General features: G+C 72.0%; 22 protein-coding genes. 13 read left to right on the forward strand and 9 right to left on the reverse strand.

Features of this window, described 5'->3' with window-relative positions:
- Nucleotides 1-24: 24 nt before the first annotated feature.
- The 5 genes from BMZ92_RS25365 to BMZ92_RS25385 all read right to left on the reverse strand — a co-directional run bounded on the left by BMZ92_RS25365 (nt 25) and on the right by BMZ92_RS25385 (nt 5933).
- The gene (locus tag BMZ92_RS25365) at nt 25-1632 is read right to left on the reverse strand and encodes a glycoside hydrolase family 13 protein (RefSeq protein WP_245783240.1); all 1608 of its coding nucleotides are present in this window, start codon (nt 1630-1632) and stop codon (nt 25-27) included.
- 24 nt (nt 1633-1656) lie between these two features.
- On the reverse strand, nt 1657-2526 hold the full coding sequence (locus BMZ92_RS25370) for a carbohydrate ABC transporter permease (RefSeq protein WP_091512303.1): 870 nt from the start codon (nt 2524-2526) through the stop codon (nt 1657-1659).
- Nucleotides 2527-2536: 10 nt separating this feature from the next.
- Complete coding sequence (locus BMZ92_RS25375) at nt 2537-3490, reverse strand: carbohydrate ABC transporter permease (RefSeq protein WP_091512305.1); 954 nt, start codon at nt 3488-3490, stop codon at nt 2537-2539.
- Nucleotides 3468-4829: an ABC transporter substrate-binding protein gene (locus BMZ92_RS25380; protein ID WP_091512307.1), complete on the reverse strand. Its 1362-nt coding sequence runs from the start codon at nt 4827-4829 to the stop codon at nt 3468-3470. Before BMZ92_RS25380 ends, BMZ92_RS25375 begins: the two co-directional genes overlap by 23 nt.
- A gap of 108 nt (nt 4830-4937) precedes the next feature.
- Nucleotides 4938-5933 (reverse strand): LacI family DNA-binding transcriptional regulator, encoded by a 996-nt coding sequence (locus BMZ92_RS25385; RefSeq protein WP_091512309.1) that lies wholly within the window; start codon nt 5931-5933, stop codon nt 4938-4940.
- A 91-nt stretch (nt 5934-6024) separates the two neighbouring features.
- Between BMZ92_RS25385 and BMZ92_RS25390 the strand changes: the two genes are divergently transcribed.
- From BMZ92_RS25390 to BMZ92_RS25410, 5 genes are read left to right on the forward strand one after another with little or no spacing between them, the layout of a single operon-like run.
- A complete protein-coding gene (locus BMZ92_RS25390; RefSeq protein ID WP_177228862.1) occupies nt 6025-7116 on the forward strand; it encodes a sensor histidine kinase in 1092 nt (363 codons plus the stop codon).
- The gene (locus BMZ92_RS25395) at nt 7109-8209 is read left to right on the forward strand and encodes a hypothetical protein (RefSeq protein ID WP_245783241.1); all 1101 of its coding nucleotides are present in this window, start codon (nt 7109-7111) and stop codon (nt 8207-8209) included. The genes BMZ92_RS25390 and BMZ92_RS25395 overlap by 8 nt, the downstream gene beginning before the upstream one ends.
- Nucleotides 8191-8841, forward strand: coding sequence for a response regulator (locus BMZ92_RS25400; protein WP_091512311.1), 651 nt, complete (start codon nt 8191-8193; stop codon nt 8839-8841). Before BMZ92_RS25395 ends, BMZ92_RS25400 begins: the two co-directional genes overlap by 19 nt.
- Nucleotides 8842-8898: 57 nt before the next feature.
- A complete protein-coding gene (locus BMZ92_RS25405) occupies nt 8899-9510 on the forward strand; it encodes a hypothetical protein (protein ID WP_143249939.1) in 612 nt (203 codons plus the stop codon).
- Between the two features lie 29 nt (nt 9511-9539).
- Nucleotides 9540-10172 carry a hypothetical protein gene (locus BMZ92_RS25410; protein WP_091512315.1) on the forward strand — a complete coding sequence of 211 codons (633 nt, stop codon included), beginning with the start codon at nt 9540-9542 and terminating at the stop codon, nt 10170-10172.
- Here BMZ92_RS25410 and BMZ92_RS25415 read toward each other — a convergent pair.
- Nucleotides 10139-11050, reverse strand: coding sequence for a class I SAM-dependent methyltransferase (locus BMZ92_RS25415; RefSeq protein ID WP_091512318.1), 912 nt, complete (start codon nt 11048-11050; stop codon nt 10139-10141). The genes BMZ92_RS25410 and BMZ92_RS25415 overlap by 34 nt on opposite strands.
- An 11-nt stretch (nt 11051-11061) precedes the next feature.
- On the reverse strand, nt 11062-11988 hold the full coding sequence (locus BMZ92_RS25420) for a LysR family transcriptional regulator (protein WP_091512369.1): 927 nt from the start codon (nt 11986-11988) through the stop codon (nt 11062-11064).
- Nucleotides 11989-12093: 105 nt separating this feature from the next.
- Here BMZ92_RS25420 and BMZ92_RS25425 point away from each other — a divergent pair, with 105 nt between their 5' ends.
- Genes BMZ92_RS25425 through BMZ92_RS25450 form a run of 6 tightly spaced genes read left to right on the forward strand, consistent with a single transcriptional unit; the run spans nt 12094 to nt 17987 of the window.
- Complete coding sequence (locus BMZ92_RS25425; RefSeq protein ID WP_091512321.1) at nt 12094-13062, forward strand: cyclase family protein; 969 nt, start codon at nt 12094-12096, stop codon at nt 13060-13062.
- Nucleotides 13063-13072: 10 nt separating this feature from the next.
- On the forward strand, nt 13073-14194 hold the full coding sequence (locus BMZ92_RS25430) for an FAD-dependent oxidoreductase (protein WP_091512322.1): 1122 nt from the start codon (nt 13073-13075) through the stop codon (nt 14192-14194).
- A gap of 16 nt (nt 14195-14210) precedes the next feature.
- Nucleotides 14211-15149, forward strand: a complete 939-nt coding sequence (locus BMZ92_RS25435; RefSeq protein WP_091512372.1) for a VOC family protein — start codon at nt 14211-14213, stop codon at nt 15147-15149.
- A gap of 10 nt (nt 15150-15159) precedes the next feature.
- Entirely contained in the window at nt 15160-16098 is a 939-nt protein-coding gene (locus BMZ92_RS25440; protein WP_091512324.1) for a fumarylacetoacetate hydrolase family protein, read from the forward strand.
- Nucleotides 16095-16832: an SDR family NAD(P)-dependent oxidoreductase gene (locus BMZ92_RS25445; RefSeq protein WP_245783242.1), complete on the forward strand. Its 738-nt coding sequence runs from the start codon at nt 16095-16097 to the stop codon at nt 16830-16832. The genes BMZ92_RS25440 and BMZ92_RS25445 overlap by 4 nt, the downstream gene beginning before the upstream one ends.
- A 9-nt stretch (nt 16833-16841) precedes the next feature.
- Nucleotides 16842-17987, forward strand: a complete 1146-nt coding sequence (locus BMZ92_RS25450; protein ID WP_091512326.1) for an alpha/beta hydrolase family protein — start codon at nt 16842-16844, stop codon at nt 17985-17987.
- On the opposite strand, the gene BMZ92_RS25455 is transcribed toward BMZ92_RS25450, so the two are convergent.
- Entirely contained in the window at nt 17948-19321 is a 1374-nt protein-coding gene (locus BMZ92_RS25455; RefSeq protein WP_091512328.1) for an MFS transporter, read from the reverse strand. The two genes, BMZ92_RS25450 and BMZ92_RS25455, sit on opposite strands and share 40 nt — an antisense overlap.
- A 135-nt stretch (nt 19322-19456) precedes the next feature.
- Between BMZ92_RS25455 and BMZ92_RS25460 the strand changes: the two genes are divergently transcribed.
- The gene (locus BMZ92_RS25460) at nt 19457-20326 is read left to right on the forward strand and encodes a helix-turn-helix transcriptional regulator (protein ID WP_091512330.1); all 870 of its coding nucleotides are present in this window, start codon (nt 19457-19459) and stop codon (nt 20324-20326) included.
- Here the strand turns inward: BMZ92_RS25460 and gad are convergent.
- The gene (gene gad / locus BMZ92_RS25465; protein WP_091512332.1) at nt 20316-21725 is read right to left on the reverse strand and encodes a glutamate decarboxylase; all 1410 of its coding nucleotides are present in this window, start codon (nt 21723-21725) and stop codon (nt 20316-20318) included. The genes BMZ92_RS25460 and gad overlap by 11 nt on opposite strands.
- A 499-nt stretch (nt 21726-22224) precedes the next feature.
- On the opposite strand from gad, the gene BMZ92_RS25470 reads away from it, so the two are divergent.
- Nucleotides 22225-23679 (forward strand): glycoside hydrolase family 76 protein, encoded by a 1455-nt coding sequence (locus BMZ92_RS25470; RefSeq protein ID WP_425425854.1) that lies wholly within the window; start codon nt 22225-22227, stop codon nt 23677-23679.
- Nucleotides 23680-23913: the final 234 nt, after the last annotated feature.

Below are 23913 nucleotides of genomic sequence, written 5' to 3' on the forward strand. Positions count from 1 at the left end.
GGACCACCTTTCTTCGAGGGGACTTCAGAGCAGGCGAAGCCAGGCCGTCGTGTCCGCGGGGAGCCGCCCGTCGGCGGTGAGCTCCCCGCTGGCGAGCAGCAGTTCCTCGTGCGGGGGCAGGGAAACCGGTTCGGCGCCGAAGTTCACGACGCACGCGAAACCGGGCGCGCGGGTGAAGGCGAGCACCGACTCGCCCAGGGGGAGCCAGTCGAGCTCCCCGTCGCCGAGCGCGGGATGTTCACGGCGCAGCCGCAACCCGCGTCGGTAGAGCGACAACATCGAGCCCGGGTCCCGTTCCTGCGCTTCGACGGTGTACCCGGCCCACTCCGCGGGCTGCGGCAACCACGTGCCGCCGGAACCGAAACCGAACGGCGGCGCCGACCCGGACCACGGCATCGGCACGCGGCAGCCGTCCCGGCCGGGATCGGTGCCGCCGCTGCGTATCCACACGGGATCCTGGCGCAGCTCGGGCGGGATGTCCTCGATCTCCCACAGGCCGAGTTCCTCGCCCTGGTACACGTACAACCCACCGGGCAGGGCCATCGCCAGCAACGCCGCCGCCCGCGCGCGCCGGGTGCCCAGCTCGCGGTCGACCGGCGTGCCGTGCAGGCGATCGGCGAAGTCGAACCCGGTGTCACCGCTGCGGCCGTAACGCGTGACCGGGCGCGTCACGTCGTGATTGGACAGCACCCACGCGGCCGGAGCGCCCACGGCGCGGTGGTTGTCGAGGGTTTTCGTGATGACCGAACGGAACCGCGGCTCCTCCCACGGACACACGAGGAAGTCGAAGTTGAACGCCGCGTGCAGCTCGTCGTGCCGCAGGTACGCCGCCGCCTTCGCCGCGTCCGGCAACCACATCTCCGCGACCAGCACCCGTTGCCCCGGGTAGCTGTCCGCGATCTTCCGCCAGGACCGGTAGATGTCGTGCAGCCCTTCCCGTCCCGAGAACGGGGTCTCGTCGCCGGGTGGGGTGTCGGGCAGCGCGGGGTCCTTGACGAGGCCGTCGGCGACGTCGATGCGGAAGCCGTCCACGCCGCGGTCGAACCAGAACCGCAGGACGTCCTCGAACTCGGCCCGCACCTGCGGGTGCTCCCAGTTGAGGTCCGGCTGCCGCGGGCTGTAGAGGTGCAGGTACCACTCGCCGTCGGGCACCCGCGTCCACGCCGGGCCGCCGAACCGCGACCGCCAGTTGTTCGGCGGCAGCTCGCCGTCGCGCCCGCGGCCGGTGCGGAACCAGAACCGTTCGCGCTCGGGCGAACCCGGTCCGGCGGCGAGCGCGGCCCGGAACCACGGGTGCTCGTCGGAACAGTGGTTGGGGACGATGTCGATGATCACCCGCAGCCCCAGCCCGTGTGCGTCGGCGATCAGCGCCTCGGCCTCGCCGAGGGTGCCGAACACCGGGTCCACGTCACGGAAGTCGGCGACGTCGTAACCCCCGTCGTCCATCGGGGAGGGGTACCACGGGGTGCACCACAGCGCGTCCACGCCGAGCGAGGCGAGGTAGGGCAGCCGGGCGCGGATGCCGCTGAGGTCGCCGACGCCGTCACCGGTGCCGTCGGCGAAGCTGCGGGGGTAGATCTGGTAGATCGACGCGTCGCGCCACCAGGGGGAAACAGGCACAGGAGTGCTCACGAACTGCCCTTCCTTGTCGAGTGGTCAGCCCTTGAAGGCGCCGGAGCCGAGCCCGGCGAGGATCTGCCGCTGGAACACCAGGAACAACGCGACCATCGGCACGCCGGCCAGCACGAGCCCGGCGACCAGCAGGTTGAGCGGCATGTCGATGGCCACCCGCTGCAGCAGCACGCTCAGCGTCTGCTTCCCGGGATCGGGGAACACCAGCAGCGGCCAGATGAAGTCCTTCCACGCGGTGACGACCGCGAAGATCGACACGACCGCGAGGATCGGCCGGGACAGCGGCAGCACGATCCGCAGCAGGATGCGCACCGGCCCGGCGCCGTCGAGCCGCGCCGACTCCAGCAGCTCGTCGGGGATCTGGTCGAAGAACCGTTTCAGGACGTAGATGTTGAACGCGTTGGCCGCGGCGGGCAGCCAGATCGCGGTCGGGGAGTTGAGCAGGTTGAGGTGCAGCAGCGGCACGTCGGTCACGGTGAGGTAGGTGGGCACCAGCAGGGCGGACGCGGGCAGCATGAGCGTGGCCAGCATCAGCCCGAGCACGGCGTTGCCCAGCTTCGGCCGCAGTTTCGACAGCGCGAACGCGGCGGGCACGTCCACCACGAGCTGCACCAGCCACGCCCCGCCCGCGACGACGACCGTGTTCAGGAAGTAGCGCCCGAGGTCCATCTGCTGCCACGCCTGGACGTAGCTTTCCGGGTGCCACACCCGCGGCACCACCGTGGGTGGCGTGCGGGCGAGTTCGCCGGGGGACTTCATCGCGCCGGTGGCGGCCCAGTACAGCGGGAACAGGAACGCCAGTGTGAACGCCGCCAGCAGCAGCACGAGCAGCGACCAGTAGATGAGCCGCCCGCGCCGGCTGCGCAGTTGTGCGGGAGAAACGATCGTGCGCATGTCGTCCCTCCTAATCGGACTTCCGGGTGAGCCGGACGTAGGCGGCGGAGAAGACGGCCAGCGCGGCGAACAGCAGCAGGCTCATCGCGCTCGCCGTGCCGAAGTCGTTGTAGACGAAGGCGTAGCGGTAGAGCAGCAGCAACACGGTGACCGTCGAGTCGTCGGGACCGCCGCCCGTCATCACGTACGGCTCGGTGAACACCTGCATCGTCGCGACGATCTGCAACAGCAGCAGCACCAGCAGCACGAACCGGGTCTGCGGCACGGTCACGTGCCGCAGCCGCCGGAAGATCCCGGCGCCGTCCAGCTCCGCCGCCTCGTACAGCTCGCCGGGAATGGTCTGCAGCGCCGCCAGGTAGATCAGCGTGGTGCTGCCCATGTTCGCCCACGTCGAGACGAGCACGAGCGACAGCATCGCGGTGTCGGGCGAGTCGATCCAGTGCGAGCCCGGCAGCCCGACGGCGTGTAGCGCGCTGTTGAACAGGCCCGTGCCGGGGTCGTAGAACCACCGCCACAGCAAGGCCGTCACCACCGGCGGGAGCATCACGGGCAGGTACACCAGCAGCCGGAAGTACGCCCGCGCGTGCCGCATCTCGTTGAGCAGCACGGCCGTCACGAACGGCACCGCGAACCCGAGCACCAGCGCCAGCCCGGTGAACAGCAGCGTGTTGCGCCACGCGACGCCGAACAACGGGTCGTGCACCAGCCGCACGAAGTTGTCCAGCCCGACCCACGTCGGCGGGTTCACGAAGTCCACCTGCTGGAAGCTCAGCAGCACCCCGCGGACGACCGGGTACCAGGAGAACACCGCGAACACCACGAGCGCGAGGCTGAGCAGGCCGTACGCGGTGACGTTCTCGCCGATCTTCCGGCGGAGCCGCGCGTGGCCGGCCTGCTGCCGGACGCGGGGCGGCTCCGCCGGGCGGACCGGCGCCAGCACGCTAGCGGACCTGGGCGAGGACATTGTTCACCTTCGCCTCGGCCGCGGACAGCAGCTGCCCCGGATCGGCGTTCGGGTCGGTGAGCACCGCCTGCATCAGGGTGTCCAGCGCCGCGTAGACCTGCTGCGCGTTCGGCGGCTCGACGCTGCCCTTCACCGTCGCGGAGGAGTCCAGATAGGACTCGTAGTTCGCCGTGGGCACGTTGGCGTACTTGGTCTTGACCGCGTTCTGCTGGTCACGCACCGCGCCCTGCCAGATGTCCGGCGTCGGCGTGGCGGGCAGGCCGACGGGCTGCTGACCGTCCGCGTAGCTCTTGACGTGGGCGTCGAAGCGGTCGGGGTTGAGGTACTTCCACTGGATCCACTCGAGCCCGGCCTTGACCTTCGCGGGCGACGCCTTCGGGTTGATCATGTAGCCCTCGCCGCCGAGCAGCGTGCCCTGCCCGCCGGGCATCCCGGCGAGGCCGTAGTCGGCGTAGTGCCCGTTGAACTGCTTGACCAGCACGGGCACGTTGTCCGGCGCGGCCAGGTACATGCCGAGCTGCCCCGCGCCCATCATGCGCTGCACGTCCTGCGCTTCGAGCAGCTGCTTGGCGCCCATGCTGTTGTCGGTCCAGCGCATGTCGTGCAGGTAGCGGAGCACGGCGCGGCCCTTGTCGTTGTTGAAGTCCGCCTTCCACCTGTCGCCGTCCTGCCGCGCGATGGCCCCGCCCATCGAGTACATCCACGCGGTGAAGTGCCAGCCACCCTGGTTGTTCTTGCTGTAGTCGGCGTAGCCCACGACCCCGCCGCCGAGCGCGGCGATCTTCTGCGCGGCGGCCCGCACCTCGTCCCACGTCCGCGGCGGGTGGTCGGGGTCGAGCCCGGCGCGCTGGAACAGCGGGCGGCTGTAGAGCAGGCCCATCGTGTAGTTCGCGGTGGGCAGGCCGTAGAGCCGGCCACGCGCGTCGCGGAAGTTGTCGAGCAGCTGCGGCTGGATGTCGCCGACGTGCGGCAGGTCCTTCACGGCGTCGGTGATGTCCGCGGCCTGGTGGCGCGCGATGAGCTGGGCGGGGTCGGTGAAGTAGACGTAGTAGACGTCCTCCAGCTGACCGCCCGCGAGCTTGGCGGAGAACGTCTTCGGGTCCATGAACCCTTCGTGCGGCTCGATGTCGATACCGGGGTGGGTCCGCTCGAACTCGGCGACGTCCTGGTCGAACACCTGCCGTTCGAAGGCCTCCGTCTTCGGTGGCTGGCCGGTGACCGTGATCGTGACCCGGCCGCCCGGTGCCTGGCCCTCGCCCCCGCCGCACGCCGCGGCGGTGGTGGCCAGCCCTGCCGCCAGCAGGGCGGCGAGCATCCTGCGCGTTCCCCGTCTTTTCATCCGACGCCTCTTCTCGCTCCCGTGACTGCGGTGGCACGTGACGCGGGTCACTCTAAAGAGTGAGACAAGAGGTGCGCAAGCAATGAACGAAAAGATGCAACTTTCGAACTACTGGCGGCGGCCGGTCGAACCCCGGACCACCAGCTCCGGGGTGTACAGCAGCTCCTCGGCGGCGACCGTCCCGCCGGAGATGCGCTTGACGAGCAGCTCCACCACCGCCCGCCCCATCGATTCGATGGGCTGGCGGATCGTCGTCAGCGGCGGGTCGACGCACTGCATCAGCGCCGAGTCGTCGTAGCCCACCACGGACACGTCGCCGGGCACCGAAGCGCCCTGGCGCCGGACGCAGCGCACCGCGCCGAGCGCGAGCAGGTCGCTCGCCGCGAGGATCGCGGTCGCCCCCGCCCGCAGCAGCGCCGTCGTCGCGGCCTGCCCGCTCTCCAGCGAGAACATGCCGTGCGAGACCAGGTCCTCGCGGAAGTCCTCGCCCAGCTTCGCCCGGTACGCCTCGAGTTTGCGGCGCGACGGCACGTGGTCCGGCGGCCCGAGCAGCAGCCCGACCTTCTCGTGCCCGAGCGAGAACAGGTGGTTGAGCGCCTGCTCCACCGCGACGGCGTCGTCGCACGAGACCTGCGGCAGGCCGAGGTGGCCGATCGCGGCGTTGACCAGCACCGTGGGCAGCTTGCGCTCGACCAGCCGCCGGTAGTGCTCGTGCGAGGCGTCCGCCTGCGCGTAGAGCCCGCCCGCGAACACCACGCCCGAAACCTGTTGCTGCAGCAGCAGGTCGACGTACTCCGCCTCCGAGACCCCGCCCGCCGTGCCGGTGCACAGCACGGGCGTGAAGCCCTGCTGCGCCAGCCCGTTGGCCATGATCTCGGCGAGCGCGGGGAAGATCGGGTTCTGCAGCTCGGGCAGCACGAGCCCGACCAGGCGGGCGCGTTCCCCGCGCAGCTGGGTGGGCCGCTCGTAGCCGAGCACGTCCAGCGCGGTGAGCACCGCGGTGCGCGTGCTCTCCGCGACCCCGGGCCGTCCGTTGAGGACCCGGCTCACGGTGGCCTCGCTGACCCCCACCTTGCGCGCCACTTCGGCCAGTCGTCGTGTCACGTCTGCAAGTATGCGACAAATTTCTGAAAACGGCTGCAAGATTTTCCGGCGGTTAAGATCGTGTCGCGGATCCGAGCACCGGGGAGGGGGGTTGGGCGGCGAACGAGGTCAGGTCGAGGCGGAGTTCGTGCGCGCGCTCGGGCAGCTCGCCGGCCCGATCCGGGGAACCGTCCTCGTCGTGCTCAGCGCCTTCGGGGTGCTGTCCACGCCGGCCGCCGCCCTGCCGCTGGCCTTCGCGCTGCTCGCGCTGGCCGTCGTTGCCGGCGCGGTGGACTGCTACCACGGCATGACCGGCCGCGCCGGTCCGCTCGCGTATGTCCTCACGTGCGTCAGGGCCGTCGCGATCTGCGTGACGCAGCCGTGGACGGTGCCCGGGCTGTGGGCGCCCAACGTCCTGACGATCACCGGCATCACGATGCAGTGGCAGTGGCGGCCGCGCCTGACGGTGCCGGCCGTCGCCGGGTTGCTGGTGCTGGAAACCGTCGTGGTGGGTTTCGACGACGCGGCGTCGACCCTGGCCCGCGTCGTGGTGGAGACGACGCTCGCGCGGCTGGCGTTCGTGCTGCTGCTGCGGGCCACGCGCTGGATCGAGCAGGTCCGCGAGCGGCAGGTCGCCCTGCAACGGGCCGAAACCCTCGCGCTGGAACGGCGGCGGCGCGACCGCGAGTACCTGGCGCTGCTGCACGACACTGCGTCGGCGACCTTCCTCATGGTCGCGGTGCACGAGGCCGAACCGGCCGCCGTCGCCGAGTACGCGCGGCGGGATCTCGCGGTGCTGACCGGGGAGAACGGCGCGCACGAAGGGCTCGTCGACCTCGAACCCTCCCTGCGGGGGATCGCGGCGCAGAGCCCGCTCGCGGTGGAGATCTCGTGGGCACCCGTGCCGCTGCTGCCCGCCTCCGCCGCGCTCGCGCTGGTGCGCGCGGTGCGGGAAGCGCTGCTCAACGTCGAACGCCACGCGGGCGTGGACAGCGCGGAGATCACGGTCGAGTCCAAAGGGGACGGTGCCGTGGTGACCGTGACCGACCGGGGGGCCGGGTTCGATCCTGGCGCGGTTTCCCCGCGGCGGCGGGGCATCCGCGGTTCGCTCGTCGAGCGGATGGAGTCGGCGGGCGGCACCGCGACCGTGACCTCCCGGCCCGGCGCCGGGACCGTCGTCCGGCTGGGGTGGCCGCGTGGCTGAACCGTTCCTGCCCGGGCGCGTGCTCGCCGCGATCCGGATCGTGCTCCTCGGGGTGACCGCGATCCTGCAGGTCGGGCTCGCCGGATCGGCGTTGTTCCAGAACCGGTCCGGGTACCACCCCGGCTGGCTCAACGAGACCGCGTACGCGGTGCTGCTGGTGGTGGTCGTGGCCAGCGCGGCGTGGGTCCTGCGTGGCCGCCCGGTGCCCGCGGCGGTCGCGTTGCCGGGTGCGGCCGTGGTGCTGCTCGCCGCGGCGGCCGCCGCCACGACGGTCCCCCCGCAGTGGTACCTGCTGCCGCAGCACTGGGCGTTCGGGCTCGTCGGCTGGCACCTGCTCCTGCTGCTGCTCGACCGGATCCGCCCGCTGCTGGCGGCGTTCGCGCTGCACGCGCTGGTCGGTGGCACGCAGTTCCTGCTCGCGGCCCCGCTCGACCGGATCCGGCTCGGCGAGACCGCGATCGCGATCTCCAGCGTGCTCGGTTTCCAGCTCGCCGTGGGCCTGCTCGTGCGGTGGGTGGCACGCCGTCTCCGTGAGGTGACGGCGCTCGTGGCGGAACGGGACCGGGCGGCCACCCGTGCCGCGCTCGCCGAGCAGTGGGAACGCGACCAGCGGGCGCGCTCCGCCGGGCAGCTCGGCACCCTGCTGCCGCTGCTCGCGGGGCTCGCGGACGGCACGCTGGACCCCCGTGCCGAGGACGTCCGCGCCCAGTGCGCGCTCGCCGCCGCCCGGCTGCGGCGGCTGTTCGCGGAGAACGACGACGTGCCCGACCCGCTCGTGCACGAGGTGTCGGCGGCGCTCGACCTGGCCGAACGCCGCGGGGTCGAGGTGTCGTTCGCGGTCAGCGGGGAAGCCGTGCCGGTGCCGACGCCGGTGCGCCGCGCGCTGACCGAACCGGTGCTGGCCGCGCTCGCGGCCGCGCGCACCCGCGCGCGGGTGAGCCTGCTGCGGACCGAAGCGGAGGTCCGCCTCGCGGTGCTGGCCGACTTCGCCGTCACCCCGTGGATCCCCGCACGTTCCCCAGGCGTCGAAGTCACGAGTTCCAGCCACGGGGACCGGACGCGGATGGAGGCGAGATGGCAGGTGACGAGCTGACCGCGGTCGTCGTCGACGACCACCCGGCGGTGCGCGCGGGCGTCGCGCACTGGCTGGCGTCGGGCAGCCCGCCGATCAGGGTGGTCGCGGAGGGGGACGACGTGCGGGCCGCGTGGCTCGACGGCGCGGACGCCGACGTGGTGATCCTCGACCTGCACCTCGGCGGGCCCGCACCCGCGCTGGGCGACCTGAAGCGGCTCGCGGCGGCCGGGCGCCGCGTGGTCGTCTACTCGATGCGCGCAGACGACGACATCGCGCTGCGCTGCCTCGAACTCGGCGCGCTGTCCTACCTCACCAAGGCCGAGGGCGCCGAGCACCTCGTCGAAGCCGCGCGTGCGGCGGCGGACGGCCGGCCGTACACGCCACCGTCGCTGGCGGGCGCGCTCGCGGGGGACCGCTCGGCGCACCGCCCCGCCCTGTCCGCGCGCGAGACCGAGGTGCTCGTCGAGTGGTTCCAGTCGGAGTCCAAGGACTTCGTCGCCCACCGGCTCGGCATCAGCCAGAACACGGTCAACTCGCACCTGGAGCGCATCCGCGTGAAGTACGCGCAGATCGGGCGGGAGGCGCCGACGAAGGCCGCGCTCGTCGCCCGCGCGATCCAGGACGGGCTGATCAGCGTCGACGACCTGTGACCGTGTGGTGCGAACGGCCCACCCCACCGGTGCTCCGGACGGGTTAACGTCGCGGCCATGAGGGGTGGAGTGCGGCTGATCGCTGCCGCCGTGCTGGGGGTGCTGCTGACCTCGTGCGCAGGCGGGGACGAGGAGCCGGAGCCGCCGCGGGCCACGGTCAACCCCGCGCTGCCCGCGGCGACCGCGCTCAGCGACCCCGCCACGCCGGTGCCCGCGGGCACGTTCGGCGTGGTCAAGTCGCACAGCACCGGCGACACCCCGCCCGAGGGGGTGCTGGCGGTCAAGGTCGGCAAGGTGCCGCGGGGCGAGGCGGGCGAGTTCAAGGACGTCAAGAGCCTCACCGGCAACAGCACGGCCGTGCAGCGGGCCACGCCGTACTTCGTGAACGTGCACTACGCCGTGCTGGCAGGCGATCCACACGCCAGCCCGGTGCGGAAGTTCACTGCGGTCGACGCCGCCGGCACCCGCGCGAACGCGCTGAGCGTCCCGGACTCGCTGGAGAAGTGCGAGGACCCCGCCACCGAGCAGGGGGTCACCGAGCTGCGGGCCGAGCAGGTGCGCTGCGCCGTCCTGTACTTCGACGACCCGGCGGCCACTCCCGCCGCCTTCGTCTACGTCGACCGGACCGCCTACCCGGACGGCGACCACGCCGTGCGGTTCGCGGCCTGAGATTTCGTTACACAGCAAGGAGTTTCCCAGTGAAGCACGTCCGTTCCGCCCTGCTCGCCGCCGCCGTCCTCGCCCCGGTGCTGCTCACCGCGTGCGGCAGCGACGACGAACCCACGGTCGCCGCCCCGGCGCCGAGCACGACCGCCGAGTCCACCGCGTCCAGCGCGCCGAGCAGTTCGGCGGCTTCCTCGGCACCCGCGAGCGCGGGGGAGACCACCGCGCCCGGCACCGAGCTGAAGGTGGGGCAGCGCGCGGTCGTGCCGTTCGAGTACGGCACGTCGAAGAAGGGCACCATCGCGATCACCGTCACCGCGATCGAGCGCGGGGAGAACGCGGACCTGGCGAAGTTCGGCGACCGCGCGAAGGGGATCGTCCCGTTCTACGTGCGGGCGACCGTCGAGAACGTCGACGGCAGCGACCTGTCCTACAGCTCGCTGCGGCTGCGGGGCGTGGGCCCGGACGGCCGGTCCACCGGCGTGATCATCACCGGCGACACCGACAGGTGCGAGTCCGAAAGCGCCGACAAGGACTTCAAGACCGCGGGCGCGAAGTACGACACGTGCGTCCTCACCGCGGCCCGTGAGGGTGGCAGCGTGGCCGGGGCGGAGTTCGACGCCGGTGGCGACGCCTACTCCGACGACCCGGTGGTCTGGAAGGGCTGAGCGGAAGCCCGGGGCAGCTCGAAGTGCCAGATCAGCATGGCGGGCACGCCCTCGCCGGCTGCTCGCGCCGCCCCGGGCACCATCGCCGCCAGGCTCCACGGCCAGGTCTCCCACGGGCCGGGTGCCGCCGACGCGGGCTGTTCCCGCTGGGGCACAACGAGTTCCTCGCAGCCGCGCACCAGCAGCCCCGCGGTCAGCGCGGCACGCAGGTAGTCGCCGACCAGGTGCCGGTGGCTGACCACGCGTGCCGGTTCCCCGCCGGGACCCCGTACGGGCGGAACCGAGCCGCGCGCCACCGCCTCCGGGTGCACGTCGGCGAGCACGACGTGCCCGCCGGGCCGCAGCACCCTCGCGAACTCCGCGAGTACCGGCGCGAGATCCCGCACGTGCGTCAGCGCCAGACCGCACACGACGACGTCCACAGTGGACTCATCGACCGGGAGCCGCTGCAAGTCGCCGAGGAGGAACTCGCCGGAAGGCACGCGTTTCCGGGCTCGCTCGAGCATTTCCGGTGAACTGTCCACGCCGATGACGCGATGCCCGCGGTCGGCGAGCCACTCCGCGTACCGGCCCGTCCCGCACGCCGCGTCGAGCGCCACGCCCGGCGGCAACGGGTCCACGATCCGCCGCACCTCGGGTTCGTCCAAGGCGAACGCCGCATTGCCCGGCTGGTCATAGGTTTCCGCCCACACCCGGTAGCCGTCGACGGTGCTCACCTCGGCGACTTCCACGCCCGTCAGGGAATCGTCGGCGAGCAGGCGCCGGACCTCGGCGATCCGCGACTCGGTGAACTCCCGGTCGTACTCCCCGGTGAAGGCGCGCAACAGGGCGATGCCCTCGATGCCGAGCAGGTAGGCCAGCGGGTGCTCGTAACTCACGGGAAGTGAAGTTAGGACCGATCCTCCCCGGCGGCCACCTGTTTTTCCGCGGCCCTGGCGAGGACGTCACGCAGGTAGCGGTGTTCCGGGTCGTCGTCGTACATCGGGTGCCACCACATCGCCTCGACGAGCGGGCCCGCCGGGAACGGGCACGGGAGCGCGCGCACGCCGAGCTCCGGCGGGATCCGGTCGGCCAGGCGGCGTTGCAGCAACGCCACCCGGTCGCTCCCGGCGATGAGCCCCGGCACGGTGAGGAACGTTTCGGTCACCACGCGGACGTCCGGTTCGATGCCGGTGAGCCGCAGCTGCCGCGCGGCGTGGCTCGACGCGGTCGGGCCGTGGTAGGTCGCCACCCACGGCATGGCGGCCAGCTGCGTCATGGTCAGCGCCTCGCCGACGTCGGCGTCCGCCGAGACCAGGCACACCCACTCGTCGCGGTAGAGGTCCTGGCACCGCAGGTCGGTGAGGAACCCGTGGGGCATCAGCAGGAGGTCGAACCCGGTGAGGACCTGCACGGCTTCGTCGATCAGCTGCGGGGTGTGCGGGATGAGGCGCAACCGCGTGTCCGGCGCCTCCTCGGCGAGCAGCGCCGCGACGGCCGGGCCGAGCACCGCCACGAAGTAGTCGCTCACCAGCAGCCGGAACTCGCGGGTGCTGGCCGCGGGGTCGAACTCCGAGCCCGTCGTGAACACCCGCTCGATCCCGGACAGCGCGAGCTGCACGCGGTCGCGCAACCGCGACGCGAGCGGCGTGAGCCGGTACTGGTTGCCGGTGCGGGCGAGCAGCTCGTCGTCGAAGTGGCGGCGGAGTTTCGCCAGCTGGGCCGACACGGCGGGCTGGCTCAGGCCCAGCTGTTCGGCGGCCCGGCTCACGCTGCGGTGCTGCAGGAGCGCGTCGAGCGCGACCAGCAGGTTGAGGTCGAGCCTGCTCAGGTTCACGCCCCGCACGGTATCAGTGCCAGTGATAACGCGCATAGGCGATTTCGTCTTCCCTGATGACGCTTTCCGGTCGACAGTGGGTTCGTCGCTCAAGGAGGAACCGACGTGATCCACGACCGCACCGATCCCGAAGGCGCGATCGCCGCCGCGGCCAAACGCTGCTCCAACTGGGGCCGCTGGGGCACCGACGACGTGCTCGGCACCCTGAACTTCCTCGACGAGACCAAGCGCCGGGAGGGCGCGGCACTGGTCCGCCGGGGCGCGAGTTTCCCGCTGGCGCAACGGTTCGAGGCCGACGGCCCGCAGAAGGGCTGGCGCCGCCGGACGAACCCCGTGCACACGATGCTCGACACCGGGCTGGACGCCGAGCGCGGGGTCCAGGGCTTCCCGCACGGCATCGGCGGCGCGGACGACGTGGTGTTCATGCCGCTGCAGGCTTCGACGCAGTGGGACGGGCTCGGCCACATCTTCGACCACGGCACCGCCTACAACGGCCGCCGCGCCGGGGACGTCGTGACCAGCGAGGGCGACCGGTTCACCGGCATCGAAACGGTGGCCGGGCGCATCGCGGGACGTGGGGTGCTGCTCGACGTCGGCCGCGTGTGCGGCGAGGACGGGGAGCTGCCCGACGGGTTCGCGATCACCGCCGACCACCTCGAAGCCACCATCGCCGCGCACGGCGACACCGCCCGCGTCGGCCGGGGCGACCTGCTGCTCGTCCGCACGGGCAGGCTGACCAGGGCCCGGCGCGAGGGCTGGGGCGACTACGCGGGCGGGCCGGCGCCCGGGCTGTCGTTCACCACCGCGGATTGGCTGTACGAAACGGAAATCGCCGCGATCGCGACCGACACGTGGGGGTTCGAGGTGCGGCCCAACGAGTTCGACGAGGCGTTCCAGCCGCTGCACCAGGTCTGCATCCCGCACATGGGCCTGTTCCTCGGCGAGATGTGGGACCTCGACGCGCTGGCCGCGGACTGCGCCGGAGACGGCGTGTACGAGTTCTGGCTGACCGCGGACCCGCTGCCGGTCACCGGCGCGGTCGGTGCACCGGTCGCCCCGGTCGCGGTGAAGTGAGGGAGCAGCCATGCCAGCCGTGAACAACGTCCTCGTGGTCGGCGGCGGGCTCGCCGGCACCGCCACCGCGATCGCGCTCGCCGGGCGCGACGTCGCGGTCGACCTGATCGAGATCAAACCCGACATCGCCGCCATCGGCTCCGGGATCACCTTGCAGGGCAACGCTTTGCGTGAACTGCGCAGGCTCGGCGTGTGGGAACGCGTCAGCGCGGAGGGCTACGGGTTCGACGGCCTCGGCCTGCGGGCACCCGATCCCGCGGGCACGCTGCTGGCGGAGGTGCCCGACGTCCGCACGGGCGGGCCGGACCTCCCCGCCGCGATGGGCATGCCGCGCCCGGCGCTGGCGCGGATCCTGCTGGACCGCGCGGCCGAAACCGGGGTGAAGACCCGCTTCGGCGTCACCGTCACCGAACTGGACACCGAAGGCGCGGTGACCTTCTCCGACGGCTCCACCGGGCGGTACGACCTCGTCGTCGGCGCCGACGGCATCCGCTCGTCGGTCCGGCGGCTGCTCGGCATCGAGCTGGAGACCCGGGCGACCGGCATGGGCATCTGGCGGGCGTTCGGGCCCCGCCCGGCGTCGGTCACGCGCACGGACCTGTTCTACGGCGGGCCGTGTTACATCGCCGGGTACTGCCCGACGGGGGAGAACTCGCTCTACGCCTACGTCGTGGAGAAGGCGCAGGACCGGTCGATGCTCACCGCCGACGACCGGCTCGCCACGATGCGTGAGCTGGCTTCGGCCTACCACGGCCCGTGGGACGAGATCCGGGAAACGCTCACCGACCCGTCCCGCGTCAACTACACCTGGTTCGAAACCCACGTGCTGCCGCCGCCGTGGCACCGCGGCCGCGTCGTGCTCATCGGCGACGCCGCGCACTCGTGCCCGCCCACCCTAGCGCAGGGCGGGGCGCAGGCGCTGGAGGACGCCGCGGTGCTCACCGAACTGCTGCTGGCCGCCGACGTCCTCGGCGAGGACCTGTGGCGTGCCTTCACCGACCGCCGTTACCAGCGGGCGAAAGCGGTTGTCGACGCCTCGAACCAGCTCGGCCAGTGGCTGCTCGACTCCGAACAGGGCGACGTGCCCGGCCTGATGCGGCGCGTCGCCGACCTCGTCTCCCAGCCCGCCTGAACCCATGGAGGACACCTTGACCGACCGGCTCATCACCCACCTGCGGCACGTCGACCTCGCCGTTCCGGACCTGGCCCGGCAACGCGACTTCTTCACCGGCGCGTGGGGCCTGACCACCGAGCACACCGACTCCGGCATCGCGTTCCTCGCCGCCGAGGGCTCGCCCGAGCAGTACGTGATCCGGCTGCGCCAGGCGAACGACAAGCGCATCGACCTCATCTCGTTCGGCGCGGACACACCGTCCGATGTGGACTCTCTGGCCGAGCGGCTGGCGACGTCCGGGGTCCAGCTCGTCAGCGAACCGGGCTCGCTGCACACCCCTGGTGGCGGCTACGGTTTCCGGTTCTTCGACAACGAGGGCCGCACGATCGAGATCAGCGCAGACGTCGCCGTCCGGCAGCACCGCAAGATCGAGGCGGGCGAGTCCGTGCCGGTGCGGCTGTCACACGTCGTGATCAACTCCGCCGACCCCGAGGGCACCCGCGCGTTCTACGAGAAGCACCTCGGGTTCCGGCTCTCGGACATCCTGATGCACCCGCGCATGGGCGAGATGATGTGGTTCATGCGGATCAACTCGTGGCACCACAGCCTGGCGATCGCCCGCTGCCCGCACCCGGCGCTGCACCACGTCTCGTTCGAGATGCGCGGGCTGGACGAGTACATGCGGGGGACCGGGCGGCTGCTGCGCGCCGGTGTGGAGAAGATCTGGGGCCCCGGCAGGCACCTGGCGGGCAACAACACCTTCAGCTACTTCCTCGACCCGCACGGCAACACGATGGAGTACACCACCGAGCTGGAGCTGATCGACGAGGACACCTGGCACCCGCACCTCTACGACTTCAGCGATCCCGAGGTGAGCGACCAGTGGGGCACGGCGAACGCGATGAACGAGTTCGTCGCGCGGAGGTCGTTCAACGACCCGGACAAGGGCCTGTTCGTGGCCCCGCCGGTGTGAGGGGGAGCCGATGCGTTTCGCCACCTACTCGCTGAACGGTGTCGTGCGGGCGGGGGTCGTCGCCGACGACGGCATCCACCCGCTGCCCGAGGGGACCACGGTGCTCGACCTCGTGCGCTCGGGCCTGCCCGCCGCGCTGGAGGCGGGCTCGTCCGTCCTCAGTGGACAGCCGGTGCCGCTGGCCGACGTCCGGTTGCTGCCGCCGCTGGATCCGCCGACCGTGCGGGACTTCGTCGCCTTCGAGGAGCACGTCGAGGGGATGGTCGCCCCGGGGGCGGTCGCGCCCGAGTGGTACCAGGCACCGACGTTCTACTTCACCAATCCTCATGCCCTGCTGGGAGCTTTCGACGACGTGCCCGTGCCGCCCGGCTCGGAGCTGTTCGACTTCGAGCTGGAGGTCGCGGCCGTCGTCGGCAAGGACGGTTCTTCGCTGGCGCCGGAGGAGGCCGAGATCTTCGGGTACACGGTGTTGAACGACTGGTCGGCCCGTGACCTGCAACGGCGTGAGATGAAGGTGCAGCTGGGGCCGTCGAAGGGCAAGGACTCGGCGACGACGCTCGGCCCGTGGCTGGTGACCGCGGACGAACTGGAGTCCTATCGCGACGGTGACAGGTTCCTGGAGCTGGACCTGCGGGTGTCGGTGAACGGCACGGAGGTCGGCCAGGACCTGTTGTCCAACATGGGCTGGCCGTTCGAGGAGCTGGTCTCCTACGCCTCGCGTGGTACGTGGGTGCGTGCCGGGGACGTGCTGGGCTCGGGCACGTGCGGCAACGGCGGGTGCCTCGCCGAGCTGTGGGGCCGGGGGCGGGAAATCCCGGCGCTCAAGCCGGGTGACGTCGTGGAGATGACGGTCGAGGGCATCGGCACCATCCGCAACACCGTCGTGGCTGGCGTCGAGCTGCCTCCGGTGCGCCCGGCGCGGCCCCGCCCGCGGAAACGCAAGCGGTGACCGGACGCGTGGCCGGGAAGACGGTGCTCGTCACCGGCGCGGGGCAGGGCCAAGGCGCCGCGGAGGCGCGGCTGCTGGCCGACGAGGGGGCCCGGGTGATCGGCGTCGACCTCGGCGAGGAACCCGCGGAACCCCTGCCAGGCGTGGAGTACGTCCAGCTCGACGTGACCGACTCGGCGGGCTGGACGGCCCTGGCGCGCGACCTGGACCGGGTCGACGGTCTCGTCGCGAACGCCGGGATCACCTGGCGGGCACGGCTCGGCGAGGTCGAACCGGCCGACCTGGCGCGGGTTCACGACGTCAACGTGGGCGGCACGGTGCGGGCGATCCAAGCCGTGCTGCCGGTGATGCCGCGGGGCGGGTCGATCGTGGTGGTCGGCTCGGCCGCGGCCCTCACCGGGCACTTCCCGGTGGCCTACACCGCGAGCAAGTGGGCGTTGCGGGGGCTGGCCAAGGCCGCGTGCCTCGAACTCGGGCCACGCGGGATCCGCGTCAACGCCATCCACCCCGGCTACGTCGAAACACCGATGACCGGTTCGGCCGCCCCGGCCTTCCGCGACGCGAACGTGGCCGAAACCCCGCTCGGCCGCACCGGCAACGTCGACGACGTCGCGCCGCTCGTGTTGTTCCTGCTCAGCGACGAGGCGTCGTTCATCTCGGGAGCCGAGATCCCCGTCGACGGCGGCCTCACCGCTCACGGCGGCGTCAAATCGATCAGTGAAGCCATGAAATAGGAGTTTTCCGTGTTCGAGTACTTCCCCGGCAACTACGTCTGGAACCTCGGCGTCGTCGCCACGCTCAACAGCGGCGGGCTGATCGACGAGGTGGACCGCGCCTGCCGCCCGATCTACGACGCCGCACAGCGCGGCGAGGACGCGGGCACGCCCGACTTCCTGCGTGCCTGGACCGCGCTGACCGACCAGCTCGTCGCCCAGGCCGAGGAGGCCGAAAGCGCGGGGCACACCCTCACCGCGGGGCAGCTCTACGCGCGCGCCACCAACTACCTCTCCCAGGCCGAGCGCCTGCAGAGCGCGTCCGCGCCCGGCCGGGCCGACGTCTACCGCCGCGTGCTGGCGTTGCAGCAGAAGGCGTTCGACCTCAAGGACCCCGGCATCACGCGCGTCGAGATCCCTTACGAGGGAACCACTTTGCCGGCGTACTTCAGCGCCGCGCCGGTCGACGGGCCCGCGCCGGTGCTGATCCTGTGGAACGGGCTGGACTCGACCAAGGAGCACATGTACTCCTCCGGCCACTGGGCGGAACTGGCCGCCCGCGGCGTCTCCTGCCTCATGGTCGACTGCCCCGGCTCGGGTGAGGCCCTGCGCCTGCAGGGCCTCACCGCCCGCATCGACACCGAGGCCTGGGCCGCGGCGTGCGTCGACTACCTGGAGACCCGCGACGACGTCGACACCGCCAGGATCGGGCTCGCGGGCTGGTCGCTCGGCGGCTACTACGCGCCGCGGGCCGCCGCGTTCGAGAAGCGGCTCGCGCTCGTCGTCGCGTGGGGCGCCAACCACAACTGGGGCGCGGTGCAGCGCCGCCGGATCGAGCGCGAGGGCGAGCGGCCCGTGCCCCACTACTGGGAGCACGTGCTGTGGGTGTGGGGCCACGACGACCTGGAGAAGTTCCTCGACTTCGCCGACGGGGTGCACCTCGACGGCGTCGTCGAGAAGATCACCGTGCCGTTCCTCATCTGCCACGGGGAGAACGACCGCCAGATCCCGCTCGCCTACGCCCACCGCTCCTACGAGCAGGCGGTCAACAGCCCGAACCGGCAGCTGCGGATCTTCGGCGCCGACGAGGGGGCGACCGAGCACATCGGGCTGGACCACCTGCCGCACGTGAGCACCTACATCGCCGACTGGGTCGCGGACACCTTGAAGTCCTGACGCAGGAGCACCAGCAGCGCCGCGGCCGCGCACACCCCGGCGTTCACGCCGATCGCCGGGGTGAGGCCGGTGCCGACCGCGACGGCGCTCAGCACCGGCGTCCCGAGCGTGATGCCGACCTGCTGGCTCATCGTGGTCAGGCCGGTGGCCAGGCCCTGCTCCCCGTCCGGCAGCCCGGACGTCGCGGTGACCATGAACCCGACGATCGCGACCAGGTTGGCGACCCCGCCGGCGAACGTCGCGACGAGCAGCAGGGCGATCCAGCCCGGTGCCGGGCCGAGCAGCACGAGCGGGGCGGTCGCCGCGGCCTGCACCAGGAACCCGGTGACGATCGTGCGCCGGGGCCCGATCCGCGCGATCAGCCTCGGCCCGAGCAGGCCGCCCAGCACCGTGCCCGCGCCGAGCACCGCGAAGGACAGCCCCGCCCCGAGCGGCGAGAAGCCCAGCACGTCCTGCAGGTACAGGGTCAGCAGGAACACCAGCGACGTCTCCGTGGCGAACGCGAGGAGCCCGGCGACATTGCCCCAGCGGACGTTCGGGCGGGCGAGGATGCGCACCGGCACAAGCGCCGCGTCCCCGGCCCGCCGCTCGATGTGCCGGCACAGGGCCAGCAACGCCACCCCGGCGGCCAGCGGCAGCAGCACCCGCGGGTCGCGCCACGGGTGCGTGCCCGCGGTGCTCGCGCCGTAGACGATGGCGAGCAGGCCCAGCGTCACCGTGAGCGCGCCGGGCACGTCCAGCGCCGGCCGCCGGTCCGGGCGGCTTTCGGCGAGCACGCGGGGCGCGGTCAGCAGCGCGAACACCGCCACCGGCACGTTGAGGAAGAACGCCCACCGCCAGCTCAGCAGGTCGGTGAGCACCCCGCCGAGCACGGCACCCGAGGTGAACCCGGCGGCCATGAGCGAACCGTTGAGCCCCAGCGCCCGTTCCCGCAGCCGTCCCTCGGGGAACGACGTGGTGAGCAGCGACAACGCCGCCGGGGTGACGGCCGCGGTCGCCAGGCCCTGCGCCGCCCGCGCGGCCAGCAGCACCGTCGGGGACGTCGCGAGGCCACCCGCCAGCGAACCGGCGCCGAGCAGCGCCATGCCCGCGAGGAACAGCCGCCGCCTGCCGAACAGGTCGGCCACGCGCCCGAACAGCAGCGTGAACCCGGCCGCGCACAACGCGAACGCGGTGGCGACCCACTGCAGGGAGTCCAGGGTGAACCCGACGTCGTCGCCGATCGCGGGCAACGCCACGTTGAGCACGGAGAAGTCGACCGCGAGCGTGAAGTTCGCGGTGAGCAACAGGACGAGGGCCAGCCGCCGCCCCGTCGCCCGTTCCACTGTGGTCATATCCCGGTGTCCTTTCCGCGGATTCCTTGTCCACGGACGACTTTCACGCCGGGCGGGAGGGGCTGCCAGCACCCTGCGCGGGGTAGCACTCGCAGGGATACCTTCGCCCCGGCGCGGACGCGGCAGAATGGGGGCATGGCGAGTCGTTCGGAGCTGGGGGAGTTCCTGCGGAGCAGGCGGAACCGCGTGCGGCCCGAGGACGTGGGCATCCCGTCCTACGGCCCGCGGCGCGTGCCCGGACTGCGGCGGGAGGAGCTGGCGCAGCTCGCGGGGATCAGCATCACCTACTACACGCGGCTGGAGCAGGGGCAGAGTGGGCAGGCGTCGGAGTCGGTCATCGAGGCGCTGGCCCGCGCGCTCGCCCTCGACGACGACGAGCGCGCGCACCTGCACGACCTCGCCCGCCCCACTCCCGGGAAGCCGCGGCGGCGGCCGCGCCCGGCGAAGGTGCGGCCCGGCACCGAGCGGCTGGTGCACGCGATGGGTGACGTGCCCGCGGTGGTGCTGGGCGTGCGCACCGAGGTCCTCGCCTGGAACACGCTGGGCCACCGGCTGCTGGCCGGACACCTCGACCCGGCAGCGCCCGGCCGTCCCGCCGACCGGCCGAACCTGACCCGGAGGCTGTTCCTCGACCCGCACCACCGCGACCTGTACGCGCGCTGGCCCGAGGAGGCCGCCCGCGCGGTCGCCTCGCTGCGGCTCGTGGCGGGCCGCCACGCCGACGACCGGGAATTGGCGGAGCTGATCGGCGAACTGACCATGCGCAGCCCGGAGTTCGCGGCGCTGTGGGCGAAACACCCGGTGGCGACGTGCGTGTCGGGCACCAAGTACTTCCGGCACCCGGAGGTCGGCGAGCTCGTGCTGGACTTCGAGGCGCTCCTGCTCGCCGACGAGCCGGGGCAGCGGATCCTGACCTACACGGCCGAACCGGGCTCAGCCTCGGAAGCCGCGCTGCGGCTGCTGGCCACGACTGTCCACACGCGACAGACGCAGCTCACTTCCTGACGTCGGCCCCGTGGGAGAACGAGGCGGATTCCTTGCCGTGCTGGGGTTCCGTCTGCCGCCGCAGCCGGGGGAGCACCCGCTCCAGCGCTTCGACGAGCAGGTCGGCGAGGTCGTGGCTGAAGCCGTTGCGCACCACGATCCGGAGCACGGCGAGGTCTTCGCGGTGCGCCGGGAAGGTGTAGGCGGGCACGAGCCAGCCCTGTTCACGCAGCGCGGCGGACACGTCGAACACCGAGTACCCGGTCTCGCCGTCGGCGAGGGTGAAGGCGAAGACGGGCAGCTGCGTGCCGTCGGTGAGCAGCCGGAACGGGCCCAGCGCGGCGATCCGTTCCGCGAGGCTGGAGGCGACTTCGCGGCAGTACTGCTGGACGCGCGTGTACCCGGCGTGGCCGAGGCGGAGGAAGTTGTAGTACTGCGCGACGACCTGCCCGCCCGGCCGTGAGAAGTTCAGCGCGAAGGTGGGCATTTCGCCGCCGAGGTAGTTGACGCGGAAGACGAGGTCTTCCGGGAGCGCATCGGTGTCGCGCCAGACGACCCAGCCGACACCCGGGTAGACGAGCCCGTACTTGTGCCCGGACGTGTTGATCGACGCGACCCGCGGCAGGCGGAAGTCCCACTCCAGGTCCGGGTCGCAGAAGGGGGCGATCATCGCGCCGGACGCACCGTCGACGTGGACCGGGATGTCCCAGCCGCGCTCTTCGTGCAGCCGGTCGAGGGCGGCGCAGATCTCGGCGACCGGCTCGTAGCTGCCGTCGAAGGTGGAGCCGAGGATGGCGACCACGCCGATGGTGTTCTCGTCGCAGTACTTGACGGCTTCCTCGGCGGTGAGGTGGAAGCGGTCGCCCTCCATCGGCACCAGGCGGGCCTCGACGTCCCAGTAGTTGGCGAACTTCTCCCAGCAGACCTGGACGTTGATACCCATCACGAGGTTCGGCCGGTCGGTCGGCAGCCCGGCCGCGCGGCGCCGGTGCTGCCAGCGGCGTTTGAGGGCGAGGCCCGCGAGCATGCACGCCTCGCTGGAGCCGGTGGTGGAGCAGCCGACCGCGTGGGCGGGGCCGGGGGCGTGCCACAGGTCGGCGAGCATCCGCACGCACCGCTGCTCCAGGTCGGCGGTGCGGGGGTACTCGTCCTTGTCGATCATGTTCTTGTCGAAGCACTCGGCCATCAGGTCGCGGGCCGTGGGCTCCATCCAGGTGGTGACGAAGGTGGCGAGGTTGAGCCGCGCGTTGCCGTCGAGCATGAGCTCGTCGTGGACCACCTGGTAGGCGGTGTCGTGGTCGAGCTCGCCGTCGGGCAGCCGGTCGCGGGGGATGGTGACCGGTTCGCGCGTGAAGACCGGATTGACGGCCACGTTCTCGCGCGAGCCGCCCCGGGGCTGCGACGGGTTGGCCAGCGGCATGGAGTCCTCCCGGAGGTTTCGCCCGCGCCCGGTGGTTGTGGGCGCGGGTTTGACCTTACGACAGCCGCGGGCGGGTGGCGTCGAGGTGAACGGGGTGGGGGCGTCGTGTCGGGGAGGGGATGGCGGGCTGGGCGGTGGTCCGCGGGGGTTGCGGCGCGGTAGAGCGACGGCGGCGCGGGCGACGGTGAAGCGGCGGGCGACGGTCGCGGCGGTGGGCGGCGGCGCGGCAGAGCGGCGGCGGGCGGCGGGCGGCGGCGCGGCGGCAGCGCGACGGTCGCGGCGGCGATCGGCGAAGGCACCGGAGCGTTCCTCCCGCCGCTCTGGGCGCCCTCCGGCTCGCCCCGGGCCATCAATTGGTCTGGACCCATCACCTGCACGGCGGTGTGCCGCCCGTGATCTTCGCGCTATGGTCCAGTCCACTGAGGGCCGGAGGTGCGACGTGGCACGAAAGTTGTTCCGGGCGGTGCTCCTCACCGCCACCGCGATCACCGCGACCGCACTGCCCGCGACGGCCACGGCCGCCACCGAACCAGCCACCCCAGAACCCGCCGCCACCGCCTCGGCCACCCCCACACCAGACACCGCCCCTCCAACCGCCGCAGCCGCGATCTGCGACCGGTACTGCGACGCCAGAGACCCGGCACTCAGCCCGGGTGACCGCCTCGCCACGTCCGCCTCCTCCGGGACCCGCCGCTTCGAGCTGCACTTCGACGACGGCGACGACATGGGCTGGGCCGCGGTCAGCGGCAGCGCCGCCGGGGACCAGGTGTGGCTCGACCGGTCCTTCGACGGGGGCCGGACGTGGGCGTCCGGCAGCAGGCTCGGCAACACCACCACGCCCTCGGGCTACTCCGGCTGGCGGACCCTGATGTACAACGTCGACGACTGGAACAACCGCGGCGTGGGGCTGTTGCGCGCGTGCGGCCAGCCCGTCGGCGGCGGCATCACGTGCACCGGCTGGGCGCGGACCACCTGGAACGCGGGTGACCGGCGCACGGCGGCGGCGACCGCGTTGATGGGCTTCTACAACCAGGGCACCGGACTCTTCGACACCACGGGCTGGTGGAACTCCGCCAAGGCGCTCACCGCGGTGATCGACAACATCCGCGTGACCGGGATGGGCAGCTACTCCTACGTCATCGCCAACACCTACGACCGCAACGTCGGCGCGCAGGGCGGCAACTTCACCAACGACTACCTCGACGACACCGCGTGGTGGGGCATGGCGTGGGTGGCGGCGTTCGACCTGACCGGCGACGCCCGCTACCTCACCACCGCCCGCGCCGACGCGGACCACATGGCCGCGTACTGGGACGGCATGTGTGGCGGCGGGGTCTGGTGGAACACCTCCCGCACCGCGAAGAACGCGATCACCAACGCGCTCTACATCCAGCTGAACGCCGCGCTGCACAACAGGATCGACGGCGACACCACGTACCTCGCGCGGGCGCGCGACGGCTGGGCCTGGTACTCCGCCTCGGGCATGATCAACTCGCAGAACCTGGTGAACGACGGCCTGGACCTGAGCACGTGCCGCAACGACGGCAAACCGGTGTACACGTACAACCAGGGCGTGCCGCTGGCCGCGCTCACCGAGCTCTACCGCGCCACCGGCGACAGCGGTCTGCTCAGCAGGGCGCAGGCGATGGCGAACGCGTCCACCACGAGCACGTCGCTCAACAGCAACGGCATCCTGCACGACCCCGGCGACGCTCCGGGTGGCGGCGGCCCCGACGGCCCGTCGTTCAAAGGTGCCTACGTGCGGGGGCTGGCGCAGCTCAACGCGGCCCTGTCGAACCATCCGTACACGACGTACCTGCAGCGGCAGGCCAACTCGGCGTACGCGAACGACCGCAACACCGCCGACCAGTACGGCCTGATGTGGGCCGGTCCCCTCGACTCCCCGGACGCGGCCCGGCAGCAGTCGGCGCTGGACCTCATGAACGCCGCTTGACCGGAACGCACCCGCCCCGGTAAGCGTCATAGCTCACGGCTGAGGGGGGTGCGGCATGTCCGACGGCAACCCGCTGGTGGCGCAGGCGCAGTCGCAGACGACGGCGGTCACGGGGATCGGGATCGCGGAGTCGGCGGTTGATCTGGCCAATGGGGTGAAGGACGGGTCGTGGGTCGAGTTCGGTATGGGCGCGCTGGGTGTGGGCCTGGAAACGTTGTCGATGGTGATCGACCC

Source organism: Amycolatopsis sacchari, from assembly GCF_900114035.1.
GTDB lineage: Bacteria > Actinomycetota > Actinomycetes > Mycobacteriales > Pseudonocardiaceae > Amycolatopsis_E > Amycolatopsis_E sacchari.